Here is a 24812-nt window from a genome sequence, read left to right on the forward strand (position 1 = left end):
TCGGAGAGGACGACGGCGGGCCCGCCCCAGCCTACTGCGCGTCACGGGGGGGCGGGCGGGACGGGCCCGGCGGGCGTCGGGCCTGCGGTCTCCGGTCCCCGGCGGTCAGTCCCGTTCGCCCGCGGCGTCGGCGGCGTCGTCGCCGCGCAGCGCCGCCAGCGCGTGGGCGAGGTCGTCCGGGTAGGGCGAGGTGATGCTCACGGGCTCCCCCGTGACGGGGTGCGGGAAGGAGAGGTGGTGGGCGTGGAGCCACTGCCGCGTGAGCCCCAGCTCGGCGGCCAGGCGCGGGTCGGCGCCGTAGGTGAGGTCGCCCACGCACGGGTGCCGCAGCGCGGAGGTGTGGACGCGGATCTGGTGCGTGCGCCCGGTCTCGAGGTGCACCTGTAGCAGCGTGGCGCGGCCGAAGACCTCGAGGGTCTCGTAGTGCGTCACGGAGGGCCGTCCGCCCTCGAGCACGGCGAACTTCCACTGGTGCCCCGGGTGGCGGCCGATCGGGGCGTCGATCGTGCCCGCAAGCGGGTCCGGGATCCCCTGCACCACCGCGTGGTAGACCTTGTGCGGCACGCGCTCGCGGAACTGGTCCTTCAGGGCGGCGTACGCGCGCTCCGTCTTGGCCACCACCATCACACCGGTGGTGCCGACGTCGAGCCGGTGCACGATCCCCTGGCGCTCCGGCGCCCCCGAGGTGGTGATGTCGTAGCCCAGGCCCGCGAGGCCGCCGACCACGGTGGGCCCGTTCCAGCCCGGCGAGGGATGGGCCGCCACGCCGGTCGGCTTGTCCACGGCGAGCAGGTGCTCGTCCTCGTGCAGCACGGTCATCTCGTCCACGGCCTCTGCCCTCACTTCCAGCGGATCGGGATCGTTCGGCAGGTCCACGGCCAGGGTCTCCCCCGGCACCGCCCTGGCCGACTTGGCGAGCACCCGGTCCCGACGCCCGCCGCGCGTCTCGGCGCGGACGAGCCCGCGCGCGAACCAGTCCGCCAGGCGTGCGCGGGACACGCCGAGGGCCTCCGTGAGGACGGCGTCGGCGCGCCTGCCCGCCTGCTCGGCCGTGACCTCCACGCGCCGCACGCCTGCGCCCATGCCGCTCACGCCTCGCGGGTGCCGTCGAGCCGGCGGCCGGTCACCAGCAGCAGGCACACGAGGATCATGGAGCACACGATGAAGGAGTCGGCCACGTTGAAGACCGCGAAGCGGGGCACGGAGATCATGTCCACCACGTGGCCCTGGCCGAACGACGGCGGCCGGAACAGCCGGTCCGTGAGGTTGCCGAGCACGCCGCCGGCCAGGCCGCCCAGGGCGAGCGCCCACGGCAGCGAGCGCACGCGGGCGATCTGCACGAGCGCGACCACGGCGACCACGGCCTGGATGAGGGTGAAGACCCAGGTGTGCCCCTCCCCGATCGAGAAGGCCGCGCCCGGGTTCAGGATGTAGTGCCACCGCAGCAGGCCCGGGATCACGACGATCGACTCGCCGAGCTCCATGGTGCGCTCGACCCACAGCTTGCTCAGCTGGTCGAGCGCGTAGGCGAGCACGGCGAGGGTCAGGGCGACGCCGACGGCGCGGCGGCCGGAGACCGCCGCGCGGGGGGTGCCGTCCCCGGCCCCGTCGAGCGCTGTGCTCACGCGGTCTCCCCGCGGGGCTCCACCCGCTCCTGGGATCGGATCTCGCGCAGCTGCCCCTCGATGTAGGCGGTCAGGCGGAGGCGGTAGTCGGTCTCGAAGCCGCGCAGCCGCTCGACCTCGGACTCCAGCTCGGAGCGCTGGGAGGCCAGCTCCGCGAGGGTCGCTGCCTTGGTCTCCTCGGCCTGGCCGAGCACCTCGGCGGCCGTGGCCTCGGCCTCGGCGATGAGCGCGGCGCGGCGCTGCTCGCCGTCGGCCACGTGCTCGTCGTGCAGCCGCTGGGCCATGGCGAGCACGGCGGCCGCCGAGGAGCCGGCCTGAGCAGGCCCGTCGGACGCGGCGGGTGCGGCCGTCTCCTCGGCCTCGAGAGCCGCGGCCTCCGCCTCGCCGGCGGCCAGCACGAGCTCCGGGCGCTCCTGCGCGGGGGCGTCGCCGGGCGCGAACGAGACGCCCGCCTCGGGGGCCTCGACGGCCCCGCCCGCGCGCAGCCGCTCGATCTCGGCGTGCAGGCGCTTGAGCTCCTCCGCGACCGCGTCGAGGAAGTCGTCGACCTCGTCCTGGTCGTACCCCTCCCGGAACTTGGTGTGCTGGAACTGCTTGTTGAGCACGTCTTCCCAGGTCAGAGCCACGGAGGGGCACCCTTCTCTCGCGCGCGCCGAGCACCGGCACGGCCCGCGGTGGTGGGCGCGGCCGACTGCGCGCGCCTCAGGTCGTCACCGCACGATACCACCGGGTGCCGCGGCGACTCCGGGGGTCAGCGGGCGAGGGCGAGCACCAGGACGCGCAGCAGCACCACGGCCATGAAGACCACCAGGAAGGCCACGTCGAGGCTGACGCCGCCGAGCCGCACCGGCGGAATGCGCCGCCGCGCGGTGTCCAGGAGGGGATCCGTGACCGCGTAGATGCCGCTCGCCACGACGAGGACGGCACCCGAGGGCCGCCACGAGCGGGCGAAGGACTCGGTCACGTCGAACACGATGCGGACCGTGAGGGCCGCGATCACGAGCGTGAGCGCGAGGTAGACGAGGGCGAGCAGCAGGTCCACGGCAGCCTCAGTTGGCGTCATACGGCGCGTCGGCCTCGGCCGACTCTGCGGTGTCCGCGCCCACGACCTCGACCGTGGCGGGGGTCAGGAGGAAGACCTTGTTCGTGATGCGCGCGATCGAGCCGTGCAGGCCGAACACGAGGCCCGCGGCGAAGTCCACGAGGCGCTTGGCCTCGTTCTCCCCGAGCTCCGTGACGTTCATGATCACCGGCATGCCGGTGCGGAACGCCTCGCCGATCGCCTTGGCGTCGTCGTAGGAGCGGGGGTGGACGGTGGAGAGGGTGCGCACGGGGGCTCCTTCGGCCGACGAGGCGGCGGCTCGCTTGATGGGGGTGACGGGAGCCCGGTAGCCCTGGTCCGCCGGCTCGGGCCGCGCGGCCCGCCGGACCTCGGTGGGCTCGGACACCACGGGGGCGGCGGTGGAGCCGGCGGCGTGGGCGGGCGGCTCCACACGCGCGGGAGCCTCCTCAACTGCGGGAGCCTCGTCCGACACCGGGGCACGGCGAGCCTCCACCACGTCGCGGCGGGAGGCCTCCTCGCGCGGAGCGGCGGTGCGCTCGTGCTCCTCGTACTCCTCGCCGTCGGCGAGACCGAGGTAGATCATCGTCTTCTTCAGTGCGCCAGCCATGACTCTTCCTTCACCACGTCCTGCGATCCGCCGGGGCGCGGATCGCCGTCGTTCGTCGCCCGCGCACGGGGCGCGGGGTGTCGCCCGCCTCGCGGGCATGCCCTCCCCACGTTATCCCACGGCGCCGCGCGCGCCGAGGACGTCCGAGCCGATCCGGACGTGTGTCGCCCCCGCACGCACGGCGGCCTCGAGGTCCCCGCTCATGCCCATCGAGAGCCGGTCGGCCTCGGGGTGGGCCGCCCGCAGGTCGCGGCCGAGACGGGCCAGGCGGCGGAAGGACTCCTCCGCGTCGAGTCCGCGCGGGGCCACGCACATGAGCCCGCGCAGGGCGAGCCCCTCGACGGCGGCGATCCGCTCGGCGATCGCGGAGGCGTCCTCGGGGGACGCCCCCCCGCGCGGTCCGATGCCCTCCGGGCGCTCGTCGTCGGACCGCGGGTCCACGTCCACCTGGACGAGGCACTCGAGGTCGGGCACTCCGTCCGCTCCCCCGTCCTCCCGCTCGCGCCGCAGCACCACGGCGCGGGAGAGCGCGTCCGCGAGCTCGACGCGGTCCACGGAGTGCACGGCGCTCGCGTACCGCACGACGAGCTTGGCCTTGTTGGTCTGCAGCTGGCCGATGAAGTGCCACCGCGGGGCGTCGGCGCCGAGCGCCTCGGCGACCTCGGCCGCCTTGGGCCGGGCCTCCTGGTCGCGGTTCTCCCCCACGTCACGCACGCCGAGGCGCGCCAGCCGGGCGACGTCGGCGGCCGGGTGGGTCTTGGTCACCACGATCAGCTCGGGCACGTCGGCGCGTCCGGCCTCGGCCGCGGCCCGCGCGATGCGCGCACGGACGGCGTCCAGCGCGGCGGCCAGCTCAGCGGCGCGGGCATCGGCGGCACCGTCGCCGTCGATGGGGACGTCCCCGGTGCCGGCATCGGGGGTGCAGGTGCCGGCGGGGCGCTCAGCCACGCTGCGCCTCCCCGGTGGACGCGTCCGCGGGGGTGCGCCACACGAGCCCGGCGAACCGGCCTCGGCCCGGCGCCCGCCGGTGGGAGAAGAGCCGATCGTCCTCGAGGGTGCACGCCCGGACGCGCTCCACGGCGGCACCCAGGGACGCGAGGACGGCCTCGGCGCCGGCCGGCAGGTCGAGCGCGGGGGTGCCCCACGAGGTGCGCGAGGCGACGGCGGGGATCCGCTCGGCCGCGTCGGCGCACATCTGCGGGGGGACCTCGTAGCAGTTCCCGCACACGCCGGGACCGATCCACGCGCGGATCCCCGGGGCCTCCCGGTCCTCGGCCGGGCGGAGGGAGAGGAGGCGCGCATGCGTGTTCTCCAGGACGCCGCCCAGCAGGCCGCGCCGGCCCGCGTGCGCGACCGCGGTGGCGCCCGTGCGCTCGTCCATGAGGACCACCGGGAGGCAGTCGGCCACCATGACGGCGAGGGGACGGGTCCCGTCGCGGCTCACCGCGGCGTCGGCGGTCACGGGGGCGTCGTGCTCCCAGCCGCGGCCCTCGGCCCACACCACGTCCGCCGAGTGGACCTGGTCGAGGTAGACGGTGGACCCGGGCGTCACGCCCATCTCCGCCTCGAGGGCGCGGCGCGCCGCCGAGACGTCCGCGCGTGCGGCGGGGGCGTCCGAGTCCAGGACGTGGAAGGCGAGGCTGCCCGCGTCCACGGACGTCCACGCCACGTGCACCGCGCTCCCCCGGCCGTCTGCCGGGAGGTCCACACGGTGCACGAAGGGGCCGGAGCGGCCCACGACGGTCCCCTCCGGCCCCTTCGAGGCGGTCACTTCAGGAAGTCCGGCACGTCCAGGTCGGACGAGCCGGCGCCCAGGTCGGGCTCGACGACGGTGGGCAGCTCGGGACGCGGGCGGGACTGCTGCTGGCCCTGCTGGCCGGACTGCGTCGGGACCGTGCCCGGCACCGCGGCACGCTGCGGCTGCTGCTGGGTGTATCCCTGCGGAGCCGACTGCTGCGGGGCCTGCTGCTGCTGCGTGGACGGGGCCTCGCGCTGCTGCGGCAGCTGCTGCGCCTGCTGGTAGGAGGAGGACTGCGCCTGCGGGGCGGGCTGCTGGTAGGCCTGCGGGGCGGAGGTGGCGTCCACCTGGTCGAACCCGGCGGCGATCACGGTGACGCGGACCTCGTCGCCCAGGGCGTCGTCGATCACGGCGCCGAAGATGATGTTGGCCTCGGGGTGCGCGACCTCCTGGACGAGGCGCGCGGCCTCGTTGATCTCGAACAGGCCGAGATCGGAGCCGCCCTGGATGGAGAGCAGCACGCCGTAGGCGCCGTCGATCGAGGCCTCGAGCAGCGGGGAGGCGATGGCGAGCTCGGCGGCCTTGACGGCACGGTCCTCGCCCTGCGCGTGGCCGATGCCCATGAGCGCCGAGCCCGCGCCCTGCATCACGGACTTCACGTCCGCGAAGTCGAGGTTGATCAGGCCGGGGGTGGTGATGAGGTCGGTGATGCCCTGCACGCCGGAGAGCAGGACCTGGTCCGCCTGACGGAACGCGTCCATGACGGAGACGTTGCGGTCCGAGATGGAGAGCAGGCGGTCGTTCGGGATGACGATCAGGGTGTCGACCTCGTCCCGCAGCGCGTCGATGCCGTTCTCCGCGGAGCCCGCGCGGCGGCGGCCCTCGAAGGTGAACGGGCGGGTCACGACGCCGATGGTCAGCGCCCCGAGCGAGCGGGCGATGCGGGCCACCACGGGGGCGCCGCCGGTGCCGGTGCCGCCGCCCTCTCCGGCGGTCACGAAGACCATGTCCGCCCCGCGCAGGACCTCCTCGATCTCATCGGCGTGGTCCTCGGCGGCCTGGCGGCCCACCTCGGGGTTCGCGCCGGCACCGAGGCCGCGGGTGAGCTCGCGGCCCACGTCCAGCTTCACGTCCGCGTCGGACATCAGGAGCGCCTGTGCGTCCGTGTTGATCGCGATGAACTCCACGCCGCGGAGCCCCACCTCGATCATGCGGTTCACGGCGTTGACGCCGCCGCCGCCGATGCCGACGACCTTGATGACGGCCAGGTAGTTCTGGGGTGCAGCCACGGTGTTCAGTCCCTTTGCTCGGAATCGCGATGTCCACGCCCGACGGGGTACGGACCCCTTGACGAGCCGCCTTCAAGCTCAGCTTGAATGATGCCGCTCACGCGCGTTCAGGACCACCGTACTGGCACGGGCGCGGCCAGCGCAAAGAAATCCGCATCACGGCGGGGCTCGCGCGTGTCGTTGTTCAACCTTCACATGAGAGTCGAACTTCAGGTCCTCGTCGGAGCAGGTCGACCGGGGGCGCCGGCCCGCCGCGCACAACCTTCAGCTTCACTTTCACCTTGAGACCCCGTCGCCCTCGGGAAGCCGCGTCAGCGGGTGATCGGCCGCTCCGGGACCGAGACGTCCAGCTCCTTCACACGGCGCAGGTCCGGGCCGCCGCCGTCCTCGTCCAGGAAGGCCTCGACGACATCCCCCTTGAGGTCGGCGTGCGAGTCGTCTCCCCACACGAGGACCGTGCCGCCGTCGAGCCCGAGCCTCACCTGCCCGGGCGCGCCCGCGCCCACCGTCTCCACGCGGGAGCGGACCGCGTCCGGCAGCGTGGTGAGGACGCGGGCCGCCTCGGCGCGCACCGCCTCGTCCCCGCCGGGCAGGGGATCCGCCATGGAGGGCAGCGCGCCGACCCCGGGCGCCTCGTCCGCGATGCCGGACAGGACGGAGCCGTCCGCGAGCAGCACGTCGACCCCGTCCCCCGCCTCCTTCCGCGCCACGGGGGTCTCCTCGCGCACGACCACCTCCACACCGGTGGGCGGCTGGGCCACGGAGCGCACCTCGGCGATGCCCGGGACGTCCGCGAGCAGGCCCTCCACCCGGCCCGTCCCGATGCGCGGCAGCGGCTCGCCCCGCAGCGGCTCGAGACGACGCTCGACGTCGGCCCGGTCCACCAGCCGCGTGCCGGTCACCGACACGCGGTCGACCGCGAGGACGGGAGACAAGAACAGGATCCAGGCGACGAGGGCCAGGAGCGCGGCAACGCCGGCGCCGATCGCCCAGCGGGCGGCCCGGCGCTGGCGGGCGCTGCGCCCGGGGAAGCGGACCACCGTGGACCCGGCGTCCCCCACGGGAGGCAGCGGACGGCCCGGCCGCTCGCTCACGAGGCGGGGGAGGACGCCGTGCCCGCGTCGTCGGCCAGGGCCGCCACGAGGTCGGCGCCATGGGCGGTGACGTCGCCCGCGCCCATCGTGAGGATCACGTCGCCGTCCGCCGCACCGCGGGCCAGCTGGGCCACGGCGGCGGCGCGGTCCTCCGCCACGGCCCGGTCTGCCGGGTCGGCGGTGGTCAGGCGGGACGCGATGAGCGAGGAGTCCACCCCCTCCATCGGCTGCTCGCGGGCCGCGTACACGGGCAGCACGCGCACGACGTCCGCTCCGGAGAGCGCCGAGGCGAACTCGGCGGCGAACTCGCGCGTCCGGGAGAACAGGTGCGGCTGGAAGAGCACGTGCACGCGGTGCCCGTCCGCCACCGCACGGGCCGCCGAGACGGCGGCCGCCACCTCGGTGGGGTGGTGCGCATAGTCGTCGAAGACGCGCACGCCACGGCCGGCGCCGCGGAACTCGAAGCGCCGGGCGGTGCCTCGGAAGGCCTCGAGGCCGCGCACGGCGTCCTCGAACGCCATGCCGGCCTCGACGGCGGCGAGCGCCACGGCCGCCGCGTTCAGGGCGTTGTGGCGTCCCGGCACCAGCAGCCGGACCTCCGCGGAGGTCCCGTCGGCGAGCGTGAAGCGGGCGCGCTGGCCCACCCCCGACTCCCCCGGCTCCACCGTGAGGTCCGAGACCAGCAGGTCCGGACGCACTCCGTCGCGCTCGGCGGAGCCGTAGGTGAGGACCCGCGCCGCGGTGTGGACCCGCACCCACGCGGCCAGGGCGGCCGCGCCGTCGTCGTCCAGGCACGCCACGAGTGCTCCGCCGTCCGCGGCGGCCGGCAGCCCGGCCGCGAAGTCGCGGAACACCTGGTGCACCGCCTCCTCCGTGCCGTAGTGGTCCAGGTGGTCGGCCTCCACGGTGGTGACCACGGCGATCGTGCTGGGGTAGTTCACGAGCGTGCCGTCGGACTCGTCGGCCTCCGCGATGAACCACTCGCCCCGGCCGGCCTGGGCGTTCGTGCCGAGCCCGGCGACGGCGGCGCCGACGGCGAACGTCGGGTCCCAGCCCGCGGAGGAGAAGGCCATCGCCGCCATGGACGAGGTCGTGGTCTTGCCGTGGGTGCCGGCGACGGCGAGCACCCGGTGCCCCGCCATGGCGAGGGCGAGGCCCTCCGAGCGGTGCAGCACGCGCAGGCCGCGCTCCACGGCGGCGTCGTGCTCCGGGTTGCCCGGGCCGGCGATCGAGGAGGCGATCACGGTGGTGACGTCCTCCCCCACGTGCTCGGCCGCGTAGCCCACCGTGATGCGGGCCCCGCCCGCGGCGAGCTCGCGCATGACGGGCAGGTCCTTGGCGTCCGACCCGGAGATCGCGACGCCCTGGTCCTGGAGGATGCGCGCGACGCCGGAGACGCCGACGCCGCCGATCCCGAGCAGGTGGACGCGGCCGAGGTCGGCGAAGCGCCCCTCGGATGCGGGGGTGGTCTGGTGGCTCATCGCCGTGCTCCTTCCTGGGCCGCCGCGCGCACGAGGCCGGCCATCGTCACGTCCGCGTCCCGCACGCCCAGGCGCGCGGAGGCCTCCGCCATCGCGGACAGGCGCGCGGGGTCGGTGGCCAGGGGGATCAGCTCGCGTCGGACCCAGTCCGCGCGGAACATGTCGTCGCGCACGAGGAGGGCGCCGCCGGCCTCCACCACGGGCCCGGCGTTGAGCGCCTGCTCGCCGTTGCCCACGGGCAGCGGGACGAACACGGCGGGCAGCCCCACCGCCGAGACCTCGCACACCGTGCCGGCGCCGGAGCGGGCGACCATGAGGTCGGCGGCGGCGTAGGCCTGCTCCATGCCGCTCAGGAACTCGCGCTGGACGTAGCCGTCGCGCTGGACCCGGTGGCCGGCGTCGTCGGTGAGCTCCTTGCCTCGGCCCGTGAGGTGGAAGACCTGCAGGCCCGCTCCGAGGAGGTCGTCCAGCGACTCGCGCACGGTGCGGTTCACGGCCAGCGCACCGGAGCTGCCTCCGGTCACCACCACGGTGGTGCGCTCCGGGTCCAGGTCGAGCTCGGCGCGGGCGGCGGCCCGTGCGGCGCTGCGGTCGAGGCCTGAGATCTCCGGGCGCATGGGCATCCCGACCCACTCCGCGCGCGGCAGGCGGGTCTGGGGCAGGGCGGTGCCGACGCGCGAGGCCCGGCGGGCGCCGAGGCGGTTGGCCAGCCCCGGCTTCGCGTTGGCCTCGTGGACCACGTACGGGATGCCGGCCCGCTGGGCGGCGAGGTACATCGGCGTGGCGACGTAGCCGCCCACGCCCACGAGCACGTCCGCCTCCCGCTCGGCGAGGATGCGGCTCGCCGCGCCGATGGCCGCGCGGAAGCGCCCCGGAAAGCGGACGACGTCCATCGAGGGGCGTCGGGGCATGGGGACGCGGTCGATGAGGTCCAGCTCGAAGCCGGCCTCGGGAACCAGGCGGGTCTCCATGCCGGAGGCGGTGCCCACCATGGTGCACACGGCGGGGGCCTGCCCCTGGTCCGCCCCCAGGGCACGGGCGATGGCGAGCATGGGCGAGATGTGGCCGGCGGTGCCGCCGCCGGCCAGGACGACGCGGAGCGGACGGTCGGTCTCGGGGATCTGCGGCATCAGGACTCCTGCGGTGCACGGGTGGGGGAAGGGACGAGCGGGATGGGATCGGTCTCCGGCTCCGCCGAGTCGGTGTGCGCCCGGGAGGCGGGCCGGGCGTCCGGCACGGCGTCGGCCGCCGGCCCGTCGTCGAGGCCGGCGGCGCCGTCGTCGTCGTGGGCCAGTGCCCGCAGCTCTGCGGCGCGCTGGCGCTCGTGGCGGGCGAAGGAGAGGACCACGCCCACCGCGGCCAGGGACAGCGTGAGCGCCGAGCCGCCGTAGGAGATGAACGGCAGGGGCACGCCCACCACGGGGATCATCCCGGAGACCATGGCGATGTTCACGAAGGCCTGTCCCACGAGCCACGCGAGGATCCCCCACGTGGTCAGGCGGATGAACGTGGACGTGGTGCGGGCGGCCACGCGGTACATGCCGACGGCCAGGGCGGCGAACGCCAGGATCACGGCGAGGGTGCCGACGAGGCCGAGCTCCTCGCCCAGGATGGTGAAGATGAAGTCGTTCTCCGCCTCCGGGATGTAGCTCCACTTCTGGCGGGACTGGCCGAGGCCCACCCCCCACCAGCCGCCCGAGGCGAGCGCGAACATGCCGTGGTCCGGCTGGAAGCACGGGTCCGTGGGGAAGTCGCAGATCCCGCGCCACGCCTGCACGCGCACCATGCGGTGCTGGGCGAACACGGTCATCAGGATCGCCCCCACCGTCACCACGGCTCCGGAGACGAGGAACACCCCCCGGTGGGTGCCGGCCACGAAGAGGACGGTCATGAGGACGAGGGCGAGGATGAGGGCGGTGCCGAGGTCCCGGCCGGCGAGCACGAGGCCGATCAGGAGCGCGGCCATGGGGAGCACGGGCAGCAGCGCGTGCTTGACGTGGGAGATGAGGCGGGCCTTGCGTTCCAGCACGGCCCCGCTCCACAGCGCGAGGGCGAGCTTGGCCGCCTCCGAGGGCTGCATCCGGAAGCCGCCGATGCCGAGCCAGTTGCGGTTGCCGCCGACCTCCACGCCCAGCGGGGTGAAGGCCACGAGCACCAGGAGCAGGATCGCCATGCCGATCGCCGGCCACGCCAGCGCCTTCAGCACCCGCAGGGGCGTGAGGGAGAACCCGATGAGCACGGCCACGCCCACGCCGGCCCACATGAGCTGGCGCAGGAACAGGTCGTAGGAGCCTCCGCCGGTGCCGATGGCCTCGACCGAGGACGAGGAGAGGACCATCACGAGGCCCAGCACGGTCAGGAGGGCCGCGCTGGTCCCGATCAGGAACGCGGAGAGGTCCAGGGCGCGGGCGCCCTCCAGGCCCGCCCAGACCCGGGTCATCGGGCTGCCGGGGCGGGCAAGACGGCCCGGGGCGCCGTGCGCTCCGCGCGTCGCCGCCGGGCGGCTCGGTGCGGTGTGCGGCATGGTGCTCCTCGGGGTGGCGGTCGGTCGGGTGGTCAGGACGGGTCCGGGGCGTCGGGGCCGGGGCCCTCGCCGTCCACGTCCCAGCCGTGCTCCTGCATCAGGGCCGCGACGGAGGCGATGAAGCTGTCTCCGCGCTCGGCGTACGAGCGGAACTGGTCCATGGACGCCGCGGCCGGCGCCATGAGGACGGTGTCCCCCGGCCGGGCGAGCCTGTCCGCGAGCCGCACGGCCTCGGCCATGACGGCCGGGCCGTCCGGCGATCCGGCGCCGTCGGCGGCCGCCAGCGGCGCGTGGACGGGCACGTCCGGGGCGTGGGCCGCGAGGGCCGCGCGCAGCACGGAGGTGTCCGTGCCGAGCAGGACCACGGCGCGCAGCCGCCTCGCGTGCGTGCTCACGAGCTCGTCGAAGGTCACGCCCTTGGGCAGTCCGCCCGCGAGCCAGACGATCGATGTGAACGCGGCCAGGGAGGCGTCGGCGGCGTGGGGGTTCGTGGCCTTGGAGTCGTTCACCCACATCACGTCGCGGGAGGTGGCCACGAGCTGGATGCGGTGCTCGCCGCGGTCGTAGCCGCGCAGGCCCTCCGCGACGGCCTCGGGGCTCACGCCCACGGCACGGGTGAGCGCGGCGGCGGCCGCGGCGTTCGCCACCGTGTGCTTCGGGGCGACGGTGCCCAGGTCGGAGCGCGCGGCGAGGGCGACGGCCTCGTGCCGGCGGTTCTCGGTGAAGGCGCGGTCCACGAGGATGCCGTCCACCATGCCCACCGTGGACAGCCCGGGGGTGCCCGTGGTGAAGGCGATTGCGCGGCAGCCCTCCTGCACGTCCGCGCGCTCCACGAGGGTGCGCGTCAGGGCGTCGGCCTCGTTGTAGACACAGGCCACGCGAGCGTTCTGATAGACCTTGCCCTTGTCCGCGGCGTAGGCCTCCAGGGAGCCGTGCCAGTCGACGTGGTCCTCGGCGAGGTTGAGCACGGCGGCGGCGGCCGGGGCGAGGCTGTGCGTCCAGTGCAGCTGGAAGCTCGAGAGCTCGAGGGCGAGGACGTCGAAGCCCTCGGGGTCGCGGACGGCGTCGAGCACGGGCGTGCCCACGTTGCCGCACGCGATCGCGCGGCGCCCGTCGGCGCGCAGGATGGCCTCGACCATCGTCACGGTGGTCGTCTTGCCGTTGGTGCCCGTGAGGCAGACCCACTCGGCGGTCGGGCGGCCGGGCCGCTCCCGCACGCGCCAGGCCAGCTCGATGTCCGACCAGATCGGCAGGCCGGCGGCGTGCGCCTCCATGAGCAGCGGCTGGTCCGGGCGCCAGCCCGGGGAGGTCACGACGAGGTCCGCCGGCTCCCCGGCCACGGCGGGCAGGGAGCGGGTCGCCTCGGCGTCGAGGAGCACCTCGGAGACGCCGACGATGCGCAGGGTCTCCGCGCGGGCCTGGTTCTCCGGGCCGTCGTTGCCGTCCACCACCGTCACGACGGCGCCGAGCTCGGCCAGCGTGTCCGCCACGGAGAATCCGCTGACGCCCAGCCCGGTGACCACGACGCGCAGGCCGCGCCAGCCCGGCGCGTCCCACCCGTGCAGGGACTCCGTGCGGGGGGTGTCCGCACGGGGGCTCAGCACGGGGCCCATCCCCTCGACGACGCTCACGGGGTCACCCCGGCGAGGCCGCCCTGGGCGAGCAGCCACTCGCCGTAGAAGACGGCGAGGGCGGCGATGACGCACATCAGCGCCACGAGCCAGAACCGGACCACCACGGTGACCTCGGCCCAGCCCTTCAGCTCGAAGTGGTGCTGCAGCGGCGCCATGAGGAACACGCGCTTGCCGCCGGAGATCTTGAACCAGCCCACCTGGATGATCACGGAGAGGGTGATGGCCACCATGAGGCCGGCGAGCAGCACCACGAGGATCTCGGTGCGCGTGAAGATCGCGAAGCCGGCGAGGGCGCCGCCGAGGCCGAGGGAGCCGGTGTCGCCCATGAAGATCTTGGCCGGCGAGGTGTTCCACCACAGGAAGCCGAGCAGCGCGCCGGTGAGCACGGCGGCCAGCAGGGCGAGGTCCATGGGGTCGCGGACCTCGTAGCACCCGGGCGCTCCGCCGAGCCCGCAGTGCTGGCTCGCCTGGAACAGGGACATGAGCACGTACGCGCCGGTCGCCATGGCGGTCGCGCCCGTGGCCAGGCCGTCCAGGCCGTCCGTGAGGTTCACCGCGTTCGTGGTGGCGGTGGTGATGAGGTTGGACCAGATCACGAACAGCACCACGGCCAGCACGGGGCCGGCGAAGGCGAGGTCGAGCCACGGCACGTCGCGCACGAAGGAGACCGCGGTGGAGGCGGGGGTGAGGCCCCGCTCGTCGCGGAAGTTCAGGGCCAGCAGCGCGAACGCGGTGCCGATCAGCGCCTGCAGGATGATCTTGCCGCGCGCCGTGAGGCCGAGGGACTGCTGCTTCGTGATCTTCGTGAAGTCGTCCACGAAGCCCACGAACGCCATGCCGACGGTCAGGAACAGCAGGATCAGGCCCGACGCCGTGGGGCCGGCCATGGGGCTGCCGATCAGGGCGAGCACCGCGTGCGTGAGGAGGTAGCCGAGCACGAGCGCCCCGATGATCACGGCGCCGCCCATGGTGGGCGTGCCGCGCTTGGTCTTGTGCGTGGTGGGACCGTCGTCACGGATGAACTGGCCGTACCCCTTCCGCACGAGGAACCGGATGAACAGGGGGGTGCCGACGATCGAGAGGATCAGGCCGAGGAGGCCACCGACGAGAAGGCCGATCACGGGCGGGGCTCCTTGAGAGACGGGACGGAGGGGGAGGCGGAGGGGTCGACGTCCGCGGTCGCGAGCCGCTCGCCGAGGGCGGCCAGACCGACCCCGTTCGAGGACTTCACGAGCACGATGTCGCCGGGCTCGAGGCGCGCGGCGAGGAACGCCTCGGCCTGCGCGGCGTCGTCCACGAAGTGGGCCTCCTCGCCCCAGCTGCCCTCGTTGAGGGCGGCGAGGTAGAGGGGGCGCGCGCCGGCGCCGACCACGAGCAGCTGGGCGATGTTCAGGCGCACGACGGACTCGCCCACGAGGGTGTGCTCGCGCACGCGGGCGTCGCCCAGCTCGAGCATCTCGCCGAGGACGGCCCACGTGCGGCGCCCCGTGGAGCGGCCGAGCGTGGCCAGGGTCCGCAGGGCGGCGCGCATGGACTCGGGGTTGGCGTTGTACGCGTCGTTGATGACCGTGACGCCGTCCGCGCGGTCCGTGCGCTCCATGCGGAAGCGGCTCGTGGGGCCGAGCCCGTCGAGGACGCGGGCGATCTCGGCGGGCTCCATGCCCGCGGCGTGGGCGGCCGCGGCCGCCGCGAGAGCGTTGGAGGCGTGGTGGGCGCCCGTCAGGCCCGAGCGGACCGGGTGGCGGGGCGCGTCGAGGTCGGCGCCGACCTGGAGGTCGAACTCGGGACGCTCCTCCGCGTCCATGCGCAGGTCGCGGGCGGCCACGAGGGCGGCGGCGCGGCCCGCGGCGACGTCCTCGGCCACGGTGGCGAGGGCGTCCTCGTCGGCGGAGAACCAGGTGACGGGGGCCTGGGTGCGGGAGGCCATCGCGGCGACCTTCGGGTCGTCCCGGTTGAGGATCGCGACGCCGTCGGCGGCCAGCGCCTCGACGAGCTCGCCCTTCGTCGTGGCGATGTTCTCCACCCCGCCGAAGCTGCCCGCGTGGGCGGTGCCCACCATGAGCACCACGCCGACGTCCGGCTGCACGATGTCGCACAGATAGGCGATGTTGCCGACGTGGTCGGCCCCCATCTCCACGATCAGGAAGCGCGTGTCCAGCTCGGCGCGGAAGGCCGTCAGCGGCACGCCGACCTCGCCGTTGAAGGATCCGACGGGGGCGACGGTGGGGCCCTGCGTGGACAGCAGGGCCGCCAGCAGGTCCTTCGTCGTGGTCTTGCCGGCCGAGCCGGTGATCCCGACGACGGTGGTCTCGGAGTGCGCGCGGATGCGGCGGATCACCTCGCGGGCGAGGGCGCCCATCGCGAGCACCGCATCCGGCACGACGATCGCGGGATGCTCCGCGCCGTCGGGGGCGTGGGTGACGCGCTCGGCCAGCACCGCGGAGGCGCCGGCGGCGAGGGCCTCGTCGATGAAGTCGTGGCCGTCGGCGCTCTCCCCCGGCTTCGCGATGTAGAGCGTGCCGGCCCCCTCCACCTGCCGGGAGTCCGGGGTGGCGTGCACGAGCACGGTCTCGGGGTCGAGGGCGGCGGTGAGCGCGCCGGAGACGGCGTCGGCGATCTGGGCGGCGGTGAGAGCGATCATGACGGGTCGACCTTACCCCCGGAGGACGCCTGCGACCGGCCCCTCGTGCGCTCGGCCAGCGCGGAGCGCAGCTCGACGCGGTCGTCCAGCGGCACGGCCACGCCGTCGAAGTCCTGCTCCGTCTCGTGGCCGCGGCCGGCCACGAGGATGCCGTCCGCGTCCCCCGCGAGCTCCACGGCCCGCCGAATCGCCGCGGCGCGCGGGACGACCTCCTCCACGAGCACCGTGCGGCCCTCGGCCGCCGCACGGGCGGCCTGCTCGCGGGCACCCGCGAGCACGGCGCCGCGGATGGGCGCGGGGTCCTCCGAGTGGGGCGTGTCGTCCGTGACGATCACGACGTCGGCGTGGTCGACGGCGATCCGCCCCATGAGCGGACGCTTCGTGACGTCGCGGTCGCCCGTGGCGCCGAAGACGATGAGCGTGCGCCCCGTCCGGCCGCCGGCCGCGCGGGCGTCCGAGAGGGAGGTGAGCGCCTGGACCATGCCGTCGGGGTTGTGGGCGAAGTCCACCACGGCGTCCGGCTCGCGCCCCACGACCTCCATGCGGCCGGGGACGGCCGCGGCGAACGGGCCCTCCCCCGCCGGGACGTCCAGCACGGCCTCGAGCGCGTCCAGCTGGTCCTCCCCGACGGCGTGCAGCACCAGGAGGGCCGCGAGCGCGGCGTTGGCCGCGTTGAAGCGCCCGGGCAGGCCCACGGAGGCCCGCAGGACCCGCCCCGACGCGGCGTGGTGCAGGGTGAACCGGTGGCCGAGGCCGTCCGGCGTCAGCTCCGTGATCGCCCAGTCCGCGCGGAAGTCCGGGTCCTCCTCGGCGAGCGCGCCGGGCACGGGGGCCGCGGGGCCGAGCGCGAGCGTGGTCACGGGCGCCTGCGCGGCCCGTGCCATGGACAGGCCCCAGCGGGGGCCCTCGCCGCCGTCGACGGTGATGACGGCGCGGTCCGTGCGGTCGGCGTCGAAGAGCCCGGCCTTGGCCGCGAAGTACTCGTCCATGGAGCCGTGCAGGTCCAGGTGGTCCTGCGTGAGGTTCGTGAAGCCGGCCACGGCGTACCGCAGCCCCGCGATGCGCCGGTAGGAGACGGCGTGCGAGGAGACCTCCATGACCGTGGTGTCCACGCCCTCCTCACGCATGAGCGCCATGAGGGCGTGCAGCTGGGTGGACTCCGGGGTGGTGAGGGTGGAGGGCACCGTGCGCTCCCCCGCGCGGGTGAGGATGGTGCCGATGATCCCGCTGCGGCGCCCGAGCGCCTCGAGCAGCGCGGCGGCGAGGAAGCTCGTGGTGGTCTTGCCGTTCGTGCCCGTCACGCCCACCAGTCGGGGCCCCGCATCCAGGCCCCGGCCGTAGACCGCCGCCGCCGCCACGCCGGCGGCGGTGCGCACTGACTCCACGTCCAGGACGGGCACGGCGTCGCGACCGGCCTCGGCCAGCAGCCGCACGCCGGCGGCGTCGGTGAGAACGGCGCGGGCGCCCGCGTCGAGGGCGGCCCCCGCGAACGCGGCGCCGTGGGCACGCGCACCGGGCAGGGCGATGTAGAGGTCGCCGGGGCGGACGACCCGTGAGTCGAGGGACGCCCCCGTGAGGCCCGCGGCGGGCGCCTCGCCGTGCACGCGGGCAGGCTGCCCGGCGGTCTCGAGAGCGCTCAGGAGGGCGTCCCACGGCAGCGGGTCCACGTGCGCGGGTCGGAACGCCCCGTCCTGCTCCGCCGGGCTCAGCGGCGCCTCGGGTCCGGGCGTCTGCGTCATGGGGTGCTCCTCCGTGCTCGTCACTGTCTGTCCTCGCGTCACCACGGGCGCTCCTGCGGGTCGTCCACGAACACACGGTAGTCGTGGGGGTCCGCCCCGGTGGCGGGGACGTTGGCCTGGCGCAGCATGTGCTCCATGATCCGCGCGGCGGCCTCCGCGGCCACCTTCGAGCTGCCGCCTGCCGTGGGGCGGTGCAGGGACACCGAGACCACGAAGCGCGGGTCGTCCAGCGGCGCCACCGCCGTGAAGCCGTAGTTGTACCCGTCGTAGCGCCCGGTCTGTCCGGCGGCCTCGGCGGTGGAGGACTTGCCGCCCACGCGGTACCCGGGGATCGCGGCGGCCTTGCTCGTCCCCTGGGTGATCACCGTCTCCATCATGCGTAGCATCTCTGCCGCGGTGTCCTCGGAGACCACGCGGCGCGGCGTGCGCCCGTCCTCCCAGCGCCGCTCCGCCCCGTCCGCGTCGACGGCCGCGTCGATCAGCCGCGCGGGCATGAGCATGCCGCCGTTGGCGAGGGCCTGGTACATCTGGGCGGTGTGCAGGGTGGTCTGCGTGTAGCCCTGCCCGAAGGCCGTGACGAGGCGCTGGCGGCCGTCCCACGCGGAGGGCGGGACGAGCACGGACGTCGCGGGCGCGGGAAGGCCGAGCGGGATCGGCTGGCCGATCCCGAAGGCGCGCATCGCGTCGTACCGCTGCTGGTCCGTGAGCCGCTCCGCGATCTGGACCGTGCCCGTGTTGTACGAGCGCGCGAAGATGCCCGCCGCCGTCATGTCGAAGGTCGGGTGCCGCCCGGCGTCGCTGATCGTCTGGCCGTGGAAGTCCATCCGGTTGGGGACGGTGAAGGCGTCCTCCGGCTCGACCACGCCGGCGTCGAGGGCCGCAGCCAGCGTGAGGGCCTTGCCCGTGGACCCCGGCTCGTACGGCGTGGTGAGCGTGGTGGGCGTGCGGAAGCGGGCGTCGGTGGCGTCCGGCTCCGCCGGGTCGACCGTGGTGGAGTCGGCCATGGCCAGCACGTCGCCGGTGCGGGCGTCCATCACGACGGCGTTCGCCCACTCCGCCTGGTGCTGGGCCGCGAGGGCGCCCATCTGCTCCTGCGCAAACCACTGGGCGTCCTTGTCCAGCGTGAGGCGCAGGTCCGCACCGTCCACCGCGGGTGTCTCCTCGTACTCCGCGTTGGGGATGCGGATGCCGTCCGCGCCCACTTCGAAGGTGCGCGTGCCCTCCGTGCCGGACATGACGGCGTCCTGGCTGAGCTCGAGGCCCTCGAGGGGTTCGCCGTCGCCGCCCATGAAGCCCACGACGCTGCCGGCCACCGCCCCGTTCGGATAGGTCCGACGGTCCACCGGATCGGCCAGGACGCCGGGCACGCGGACGGCGAGCGCCCGCTCACGGACCTCGGGGGTGACGGAGCGCTTGACCACCGCGTAGGGACGGTCGCCGAGGGTGGAGCGGCGCACCTCCTCCTCGGAGAGCTCCAGCACCCCGGCGAGCTCCCGGAGCCGCTCGTCCACGCTCACCCGCTTCTCCCCGCCACTCTCCCGGTCCCACTCGTCGAAGTCCTTGACGAGGCGCTGGTCCACCACGATGTCGTAGCGGCGGACGCTGGCGGCGAGGACGTCGCCGTCGCGGTCGAGGATGGACCCGCGCTCGGGCTCGAGCGTCTGGGTGCGCAGCCTCTCGTCCATGGCCCTGGCGGCCTGGCCCGTGGGGTCCACGCCCTGCACGAAGAGGAGGCGAAGCGCGAGGGCGGCGAGGAGTCCCAACACCACCAGCAGGGCGGCTCGGGTGCGGACGGTGGGCAGTCCGGGCGCGGAGAGGACCCGAGACCCGCCGTGGGCGGGGTGGGGGGCGGAACGCGTCATCAGTCGACGGAGGGCCCCGGCTGGCCTGCGGCGGGCGCAGACGGCTCGCCGGAGGCAGGGGCGGCCGCTGCCGGGTCGGCCGCGCCGGCCCCCGTGCGCGGCGCGGGGATGCGGCCCTCGGCGTCCGCGGGGCCCGCCGCGTCAGCGCCGGCGGGCGGGGCGACGAAGGCGGCCGAGACGCTGCCGGTGCCCGCCCCGACGGCCTCGCCGGAGAACTCTCCGGTGGAGGCGTCCAGGGCCGCGGTGCCGGCGGGGGGCACCATGCCGAGGGCGTCGGCGCGCGCGGCGAGGTTCTGGGGTGCTTCGAGGTAGCCCACCTGCTCGGCCAGGCGCTCGTTGGTCTGCATCAGGGTCTGCTGCTCTGCGCGCAGCTCGAGCAGGGCGTACTGACGGTTGGAGAGCGTGATGTTGAGCACGAGGACGGCCGCGAGGGCCGCGACCAGCAGGCTCACGCAGAACACGACGAGCCCCGGTCCGGAGCGCGGCAGCGGGGCGGGGACGACGGAGAGGGGGGTGCGCGGCTCGGGGGCCCGCGGCGGGACCGCCTCGTAGGGCGAGACCGGGTGCAGCGTGGTCTCGATCCGCGCCTGTGCGCTCATGCCCAACTCCTCATACGCCGTCATTGCGGTGTCCTCGTCGCCCTGATCTTCTCAACCGCACGCACTTTCGCGGAGGAGGCGCGGCGGTTCTCAGCGATTTCCCTGGAAGTGGGCTTCTCGGTGCCGCGGGTCAGCATGCGCACCACGGGCTCGTGCTCCTCCAGGACCACGGGGAACCCGGGCGGCGCGGTCGAGGTGGCCCAGGCGCTCAGGTGCCGTTTGGCGATCCGGTCCTCGAGCGAGTGGTAGCTCATCACGACGAGGCGGCCTCCCACGGCGAGGGCGTCCAGGACGGCCGGCACGGCGGCGTCGAGGATGTCGAGCTCCTCGTTCACCGCGATCCGCAGGGCCTGGAAGGTGCGCTTGGCCGGGTGGCCGCCCTTGGCGCCGGCGGAGACGGGCACGACATCCCGGATGACGTCCACGAGGCGGCCCGTGGTCTCGATGGGGGCCTCGTCACGGGCGCGCACGATCGCCGCGGCGATCGGCCCGGCGAACCGCTCCTCGCCGTCGCGTCGGATGATGCGACGCAGCTCGTCCTCGTCCAGGTCCGCCACCAGCGTCGCGGCCGAGCGCTCTGCGGTGGTGTCCATGCGCATGTCGAGCGGCGCGTCGTAGGAGTACGCGAAGCCCCGCTCCCGGTCGTCCAGCTGGTAGGAGGAGACGCCGAGGTCGTAGAGGGCCGCGTCCACGCGCCTCACGCCGGCGGCATCCATGGCCTCGGGCACCTCGTCGTAGGTGCCGTGGTGGGGGACGAGGCGCTCTGCGAGCTCCCCGAGGCGCTCCTGCGCCATGCGCAGGGCGTGGGGGTCGCGGTCGATCCCGATCACGCGCAGCGTGGGAAAACGGCGGAGCAGGGCCTGCGTGTGCCCGCCCATGCCCAGCGTGCCGTCGATCGCGACGGGGACGCGCCCGGCGCCGACGGCGGCCTGGACGGCGGGGGCGAGCAGGTCGACCACACGGTCGCGCATGACGGGGACGTGGCGGTCCTCGGGGCGGGGGGCGGAATCCGCGGAGCGGTCCGAGAGGGGGGCGTCGGCGTCCATGGGCGACCTCCTGCTCCTGCTCTCATCCATCGGTGGGACATGGTCCCTCGGGCGGGATCCCCATCCGTCCGTCGCCGTGCCTGGCCCAGGGGAAGGCGGGTCAGGTGCGGCGACGTCGGGTGGAGGTCTCACGCGGGGGAAGTCGGTGAGTCGGTGGTCAGAACACGCCGGGGAGGACGTCCTCGTCGGTCTCGGAGAACGCGGCCTCCTGCTCCGCCAGGTACTCGTTCCAGGACGCGGTGTCCCAGATCTCGACCCGGGTCCCCGCGCCGATCACGGTCACGTCCCGGTCCAGCCCCGCGTACTGGCGCAGCGGAGCGGGCACGGTCACGCGGCCCTGCTTGTCCGGGACCTCGTCCGACGCTCCCGAGAGGAAGACGCGGATGTAGTCACGGGCTTGGCGGGAGGACAGCGGAGCCGCCCTCATCTGCTCGTGGACCCTCTCGAACTCACGGGCGCTGAAGACGTAGAGGCACCGCTCCTGCCCGCGCGTCAGGACGAGTCCCTCGGACAGCTCCTCACGGAACTTCGCGGGGAGGATCAGCCGGAACTTCTCGTCGAGCCGGGGGGTGTAGGTCCCGAGGAACATGGCACCCCCCTGACTCGCCGAGTGGTCCCTCCCGACCAGAGTCGGGACCACTGCTCTCTCCTGTGCTCCACTTTACCCCACTTTCCCCCACCGACAACCCCCTCCTCCCACCGCGTCGGCGCGGCGTTTCCCGTCGGCCCGATGACGCCGCTCACCTCCGCGGAATCCCGCGGTCGTCGGCGGGTGGGGGGCGGTGGAGAGCCGCCCACTCCGGGACACGCCGATGAGCCCCAGGACGCCGCCGGCCCCGATCCCGGGGCGGGATCGGGGCCGATGGAGGGCCGAGGAGGCGGTGGAGGAGGAAAGTGGAGGGGTCTGGTGGAGGAGAGTGGGGACGGGGCGGCGCGAGGACGGACCGGATCTCCCGCACCGGCGGGCTCAGCGCGCCGGTGCGGTCACGGCTCGCGGCGCCGGCGCTCGTCCCAGCGCTGCTCGAGGCGGGACATGAACTCGCCCCGCCCGGCGTCCGGGGTCGGACGCCCGGAGCGCCCGGGGCGGGCGGCCTGGGCCGGCCTCCGTGCCGTGAGCACCAGGATCCCGGCGCCCAGCAGGAGCGTTCCCAGCACGCCGACGAGGAGGAGGTGGGTGGACACGCCCGCCAGGATGACGAGCAGGCCGACGACGCCGAGCACCGCCCCCAGCACGATGCGACGCACCGGGAGGGCGGGTCGCGACGTCTCCGCGAGCTGGGTGGCGAGGCGTGGGTCCTCGTCGTTGAGCTGGCGCTCCAGCTGGTCCAGCATGCGCTGTTCGTGCTCCGAGAGAGGCACTCCCGCTCCTTCGATCACAGGCGTCGTCCGTGAGGCCGCGGACGCGGGCGCACGGGGCGCCGGGTCAGACCAGGATAGTGCTCACCGGACGGGCGTGCCAGGAGCCCCGCGCGAGTCCGGCCGCGGGGCCGGCAGCAGCGACGCCGGACGGACGGCCGCCCCCGGGAAGCGCCGGGCGACGGCGTCGGCGGCGGTCTCGGCCTCCGTCCAGGCCGACGACGAGGCCGCCGGCTCCTCACCCTCGGCGGGGAAGAGCGCGTCCTGCTCGAGGACGGGCTCCCCCGCTGCTGTCAGGCGCTCGGCCCGCAGTCCCACGAGACGGACGGGGTGACGGCGTTCTGCCAGCAGCTCGTCGGCCAGCCGCCGGCCCGCGGCCACGAGGTCGTGGGCGGCCGCGCTCGGCCTCGGCAGCCGTGCGGTGCGGGCGCGCACCAGGCCGCGGGGGTCCTTCAGGCGCACCGTCACCCCCGCGGCCTCCACGCCGTCGGCGCGCAGCCGCGCCGCGACCCGGTGGCCGAGACGCAGCAGCTCGAGGGCCACCGCCTCCCCGTCGGTGGGGTCGACGTCGAAGGTGTGGTCGGCGCCCACCGTGCGCGCCGCCGCGCGCGGGGCCACCGGGCGGGGATCCCGGCCGCGGGCGAGCTCGGACCAGGCCGCGCCGGCGGCGCCGAACCACCCGCGCAGCCGCTCGGGGTCGGTCCGCGCGAGGTCGCCGATCGTGGCGATCCCCCGGGTCTCGAGCCGTCCCGCCATCACCGGGCCCACGCCCCACAGGTGCCCCACGGGCCGGGGGTGGAGGAAGGCGAGGGTGCGCTCGGGCGGGACGATCAGCAGCCCGTCCGGCTTCGCGGCGGTGGAGGCCATCTTCGCCACGAACTTCACGGCGGCCCCGCCCACCGTGCAGGGCAGGCCCAGCTCGTCCGCCACCCGACGGCGGATGAGCCGGGCGATGCGCTCGGGCGGTCCCAGCCGCCGTCGGGCGCCGGCCACGTCCAGGAACGCCTCGTCCACGCTGAGCTGCTCCATCACCGGGGTGACGCTCCCCAGCAGCGCCATGACCTCCGCCGAGACCGCACGGTAGACGTCCTGCCGCGGGGCCACCACCGCGAGCGGGGGGCACAGCGCCTTGGCGTGGGCGAGCGGCATGGCGGAGCGGACGCCGTACGCGCGCGCCTCGTACGAGGCGGAGAGGACGACGGAGCGCCCGATCGGGGACGCGACGGCCGCGGGCAGGCCCCGGAGCCCGGGCCGCTCCCGCACCTCCACGGACAGGAAGAAGGCGTCCATGTCCACGTGCAGGATCGAGGCCTCCCGCACGGGTGCGGCGGCGGCATCGGACGGGCGTGCGGGCATGGGTCGAGCCTAGTGACCGGCGGCTAGGGTGTGGGCATGCCCGACGCCGCGACCCTGAGCCCCTCCCCCGCCGACGCGCCCTCGCCGGACACCCACCGCGCCGCCGTCGCGGCCCGGCTCGAGGAGATCCTGGACCGACGGCGGGACGACGCGCGGGCGATCCACCCCGGGGCCGTGCCGGTGGTGGACGCCATCGCCCGGCTCACCTCGGGCGGCAAGCGCCTGCGCGCCGTGCTGTGCTGGCTGGGCTGGCGCGCCGCCGGCGCGGACCCGGCCGACCCGCGCATCGTGACGGCAGGGGCCGCCTTCGAGCTCTTCCAGGCGGCGGCGCTCATCCACGACGACATCCTGGACCGCTCGGACACGCGCCGCGGCATGCCCAGCGTGCACCGGCACTTCGAGGCGACGCACCGCGCGGCGGGATGGCGTCACGAGGCGGAGCACTTCGGCGTCTCCGCGGCCATCCTGGCCGGCGACGTGTGCCTGGCCCTGAGCGACGAGGCGTTCGCCGAGGCGATCGCCGGCTCGCCGCGGGCGGGCCGGGCTCGTGCGGAGATGGAGCGGATGCGCTTCGAGGTGATGGCCGGCCAGTACCTGGACGTCCTCGCGGAGATGACGCCCCCGGACCCGGATCCCGCCGAGGCCGTGCGTTCCGCGGCCACCGTCGTGGAGTTCAAGTCGGCCCGCTACTCGGCCGTGCACCCCCTCGCCCTGGGCGCACTGCTCGCCGGGGCCGAGGACGCCCTCCTGGAGGCGTTCGCGGCGGTCTCGCTGCCGTTCGGCCTGGCCTTCCAGTATCACGACGACCTGCTGGGCGTCTTCGGCGACCCTGCCCTCACGGGCAAGCCGAGTGGAGACGACCTGCGGGAGGGCAAGCGGACGGTCCTGATCGCGCGGGCCGCGGCGCTCCTCGACCCCGCCGAGGCGGAGGCCCTGGACGCCGACCTGGGCGACGCCGACCTCGCGGACGACCGGGTGGCCCACTGGCAGCGCCGCCTGGAGGAGTGCGGCGCGCGCGCCGCGGTGGCGGCCGACGTCGACCGGCTCTCCGCCGAGGCGACCGCGGGGGTCGCCGCCTGGGAGGGGCTGGGCGTGGAGGACGCGGTCTGCTCTGCGGTGAGCGGGCTGATCGACGCGTTCACCCGCCGCTCCGCCTGA

Annotated in this window: 23 protein-coding genes; 1 reads left to right on the forward strand and 22 read right to left on the reverse strand. The window is 75.0% G+C overall.

Going from position 1 to position 24812, the window contains the following annotated elements; genetic code table 11:
- Positions 1 to 105: 105 nt before the first annotated feature.
- The 22 genes from AAG742_RS06985 to dinB form a co-directional block, all read right to left on the reverse strand.
- On the reverse strand, positions 106 to 1083 hold the full coding sequence (locus tag AAG742_RS06985) for an RluA family pseudouridine synthase (protein ID WP_298711268.1): 978 nt from the start codon (positions 1081 to 1083) through the stop codon (positions 106 to 108).
- Positions 1084 to 1088: 5 nt separating this feature from the next.
- On the reverse strand, positions 1089 to 1547 hold the full coding sequence (lspA, locus tag AAG742_RS06990) for a signal peptidase II (protein WP_248117795.1): 459 nt from the start codon (positions 1545 to 1547) through the stop codon (positions 1089 to 1091).
- Positions 1548 to 1621: 74 nt separating this feature from the next.
- Entirely contained in the window at positions 1622 to 2251 is a 630-nt protein-coding gene (locus tag AAG742_RS06995; protein ID WP_298711271.1) for a DivIVA domain-containing protein, read from the reverse strand.
- 125 nt (positions 2252 to 2376) lie between these two features.
- Positions 2377 to 2667 (reverse strand): YggT family protein, encoded by a 291-nt coding sequence (locus tag AAG742_RS07000; protein ID WP_298711274.1) that lies wholly within the window; start codon positions 2665 to 2667, stop codon positions 2377 to 2379.
- 7 nt (positions 2668 to 2674) lie between these two features.
- Positions 2675 to 3295, reverse strand: coding sequence for a cell division protein SepF (sepF, locus tag AAG742_RS07005; RefSeq protein ID WP_298711277.1), 621 nt, complete (start codon positions 3293 to 3295; stop codon positions 2675 to 2677).
- Between the two features lie 111 nt (positions 3296 to 3406).
- The gene (locus AAG742_RS07010; protein ID WP_298711419.1) at positions 3407 to 4186 is read right to left on the reverse strand and encodes a YggS family pyridoxal phosphate-dependent enzyme; all 780 of its coding nucleotides are present in this window, start codon (positions 4184 to 4186) and stop codon (positions 3407 to 3409) included.
- A 49-nt stretch (positions 4187 to 4235) separates the two neighbouring features.
- Positions 4236 to 5066: a polyphenol oxidase family protein gene (locus AAG742_RS07015; protein WP_298711280.1), complete on the reverse strand. Its 831-nt coding sequence runs from the start codon at positions 5064 to 5066 to the stop codon at positions 4236 to 4238.
- On the reverse strand, positions 5063 to 6322 hold the full coding sequence (gene ftsZ, locus AAG742_RS07020; RefSeq protein WP_298711282.1) for a cell division protein FtsZ: 1260 nt from the start codon (positions 6320 to 6322) through the stop codon (positions 5063 to 5065). The genes AAG742_RS07015 and ftsZ overlap by 4 nt, the downstream gene beginning before the upstream one ends.
- A 311-nt stretch (positions 6323 to 6633) precedes the next feature.
- On the reverse strand, positions 6634 to 7416 hold the full coding sequence (locus tag AAG742_RS07025; RefSeq protein WP_298711285.1) for an FtsQ-type POTRA domain-containing protein: 783 nt from the start codon (positions 7414 to 7416) through the stop codon (positions 6634 to 6636).
- Positions 7413 to 8897 carry a UDP-N-acetylmuramate--L-alanine ligase gene (gene murC / locus AAG742_RS07030; RefSeq protein ID WP_298711287.1) on the reverse strand — a complete coding sequence of 495 codons (1485 nt, stop codon included), beginning with the start codon at positions 8895 to 8897 and terminating at the stop codon, positions 7413 to 7415. The genes AAG742_RS07025 and murC overlap by 4 nt, the downstream gene beginning before the upstream one ends.
- Positions 8894 to 10027 carry an undecaprenyldiphospho-muramoylpentapeptide beta-N-acetylglucosaminyltransferase gene (gene murG / locus AAG742_RS07035; RefSeq protein WP_298711290.1) on the reverse strand — a complete coding sequence of 378 codons (1134 nt, stop codon included), beginning with the start codon at positions 10025 to 10027 and terminating at the stop codon, positions 8894 to 8896. The genes murC and murG overlap by 4 nt, the downstream gene beginning before the upstream one ends.
- Positions 10027 to 11421, reverse strand: coding sequence for a putative lipid II flippase FtsW (ftsW, locus tag AAG742_RS07040; protein WP_298711293.1), 1395 nt, complete (start codon positions 11419 to 11421; stop codon positions 10027 to 10029). Before ftsW ends, murG begins: the two co-directional genes overlap by 1 nt.
- Positions 11422 to 11453: 32 nt before the next feature.
- Entirely contained in the window at positions 11454 to 13034 is a 1581-nt protein-coding gene (murD, locus tag AAG742_RS07045) for a UDP-N-acetylmuramoyl-L-alanine--D-glutamate ligase (protein WP_298711422.1), read from the reverse strand.
- 14 nt (positions 13035 to 13048) lie between these two features.
- Positions 13049 to 14176 carry a phospho-N-acetylmuramoyl-pentapeptide-transferase gene (gene mraY, locus AAG742_RS07050; protein ID WP_298711296.1) on the reverse strand — a complete coding sequence of 376 codons (1128 nt, stop codon included), beginning with the start codon at positions 14174 to 14176 and terminating at the stop codon, positions 13049 to 13051.
- A complete protein-coding gene (gene murF, locus AAG742_RS07055; protein ID WP_298711298.1) occupies positions 14173 to 15696 on the reverse strand; it encodes a UDP-N-acetylmuramoyl-tripeptide--D-alanyl-D-alanine ligase in 1524 nt (507 codons plus the stop codon). Before murF ends, mraY begins: the two co-directional genes overlap by 4 nt.
- Entirely contained in the window at positions 15693 to 17435 is a 1743-nt protein-coding gene (locus AAG742_RS07060) for a UDP-N-acetylmuramoyl-L-alanyl-D-glutamate--2,6-diaminopimelate ligase (RefSeq protein ID WP_298711301.1), read from the reverse strand. Before AAG742_RS07060 ends, murF begins: the two co-directional genes overlap by 4 nt.
- 38 nt (positions 17436 to 17473) lie before the next feature.
- On the reverse strand, positions 17474 to 19297 hold the full coding sequence (locus tag AAG742_RS07065; protein ID WP_298711304.1) for a penicillin-binding protein 2: 1824 nt from the start codon (positions 19295 to 19297) through the stop codon (positions 17474 to 17476).
- Complete coding sequence (locus AAG742_RS07070; protein ID WP_298711307.1) at positions 19297 to 19896, reverse strand: hypothetical protein; 600 nt, start codon at positions 19894 to 19896, stop codon at positions 19297 to 19299. Before AAG742_RS07070 ends, AAG742_RS07065 begins: the two co-directional genes overlap by 1 nt.
- 20 nt (positions 19897 to 19916) lie before the next feature.
- The gene (gene rsmH, locus AAG742_RS07075; RefSeq protein ID WP_298711310.1) at positions 19917 to 20942 is read right to left on the reverse strand and encodes a 16S rRNA (cytosine(1402)-N(4))-methyltransferase RsmH; all 1026 of its coding nucleotides are present in this window, start codon (positions 20940 to 20942) and stop codon (positions 19917 to 19919) included.
- A gap of 157 nt (positions 20943 to 21099) precedes the next feature.
- Positions 21100 to 21531 carry a division/cell wall cluster transcriptional repressor MraZ gene (gene mraZ, locus AAG742_RS07080; RefSeq protein WP_248117707.1) on the reverse strand — a complete coding sequence of 144 codons (432 nt, stop codon included), beginning with the start codon at positions 21529 to 21531 and terminating at the stop codon, positions 21100 to 21102.
- Positions 21532 to 21926: 395 nt separating this feature from the next.
- Positions 21927 to 22319: a DUF3040 domain-containing protein gene (locus AAG742_RS07085; protein ID WP_343281955.1), complete on the reverse strand. Its 393-nt coding sequence runs from the start codon at positions 22317 to 22319 to the stop codon at positions 21927 to 21929.
- Between the two features lie 63 nt (positions 22320 to 22382).
- Positions 22383 to 23654, reverse strand: a complete 1272-nt coding sequence (gene dinB, locus AAG742_RS07090) for a DNA polymerase IV (RefSeq protein ID WP_298985444.1) — start codon at positions 23652 to 23654, stop codon at positions 22383 to 22385.
- Between the two features lie 36 nt (positions 23655 to 23690).
- Here dinB and AAG742_RS07095 point away from each other — a divergent pair, with 36 nt between their 5' ends.
- Complete coding sequence (locus tag AAG742_RS07095) at positions 23691 to 24812, forward strand: polyprenyl synthetase family protein (protein ID WP_343281956.1); 1122 nt, start codon at positions 23691 to 23693, stop codon at positions 24810 to 24812.

The sequence above is a fragment of the Micrococcus sp. 2A genome, from assembly GCF_039519235.1.
Classification (GTDB): domain Bacteria; phylum Actinomycetota; class Actinomycetes; order Actinomycetales; family Micrococcaceae; genus Micrococcus.